Source organism: Bradyrhizobium sp. SHOUNA76, assembly GCF_023006445.1.
Taxonomy (GTDB): Bacteria; Pseudomonadota; Alphaproteobacteria; order Rhizobiales; family Xanthobacteraceae; genus Bradyrhizobium.
In genome coordinates, this window is sequence record NZ_JALBHA010001000.1 from 1 (window position 1) to 860 (window position 860).

The window sequence follows — 860 nt, forward strand, 5'->3', positions numbered from 1 at the left end:
GGACGCACCACGACTGCGCCACGCATCGGGCGGCAATTGCCATAGGGACCGCGATAGAACCCTCGGCCGCAGCCCTCGGCGGCGCTGGCCGCCTCGCTGAAACCAACGACCGCGCTGGCGAGCATGGCGGCGGCGAACAGGTATTTCATTTGATCTTCCTTCTCGTCCTTGGGGCAAGTCTTTGGGGTTGGCGCTTGCGGCGCACAATGAATCAAAAGACACGATTCGACATGTCAAATCTTGCAACACATCGACACGGCGCGATCCAAACCTGCCAATCATGACCTGAATGCGGCATGAACGTTCGCCGCGTGCGGTCTGGGACGACAGAAGCTGACGCAGGCGGACGGGAAGGCCCGGCATCAGCACCTGAAGCGCGCGCGGTCAGTCCTTTCCGTTACCGAACAGTGCGGCAAACTGCTTCTCGCCGGTGCGGGTGAAATTCACGACGCGGCTGCCGGGCGTGGCATCGCGAGCCGCCCATTTCAGCTCGGCGAAGCGCTGCATCATGGCGGCCCCCAGCGTGCCCGCGAGGTGATGCCGCCGCTCGCTCCAGTCGAGGCAGGCCTTACACACCGGGCGGCGCGGGTGGCTCAGCATACCGGGCGAGATCTGCAGATGCTTGGCGAGGAAGCGCTCGCCCTCGGCCGTCAACTCGATGTCCTGCTTCTTCTGCCTGACCAGATTCCGCTCGCGCAGGGAATCGAGCATTTGCACGCCGAGATCGCCGGCGAGATGGTCGTAGCAGATCCGCGCGCGCCGCAACGCCGGATCCTTTGGCCCGGTGCGCACCCGCATGTGGCCGGTCCGCGCCGCAAGTCCCGCCAGACCTTCGAGCACGCCGGCGACGTCGTCGTCGG

The 860-nt window shown here is 65.5% G+C and carries 2 protein-coding genes; both read right to left on the reverse strand.

What is annotated here, in order from left to right; genetic code table 11:
* A partial coding sequence (locus MOV74_RS41340; RefSeq protein WP_404979240.1) for a GCG_CRPN prefix-to-repeats domain-containing protein occupies positions 1-149 on the reverse strand: 149 nt, incomplete at its 3' end.
* 235 nt (positions 150-384) lie between these two features.
* A partial coding sequence (locus tag MOV74_RS39265) for a transcriptional regulator (protein ID WP_246932991.1) occupies positions 385-860 on the reverse strand: 476 nt, incomplete at its 5' end.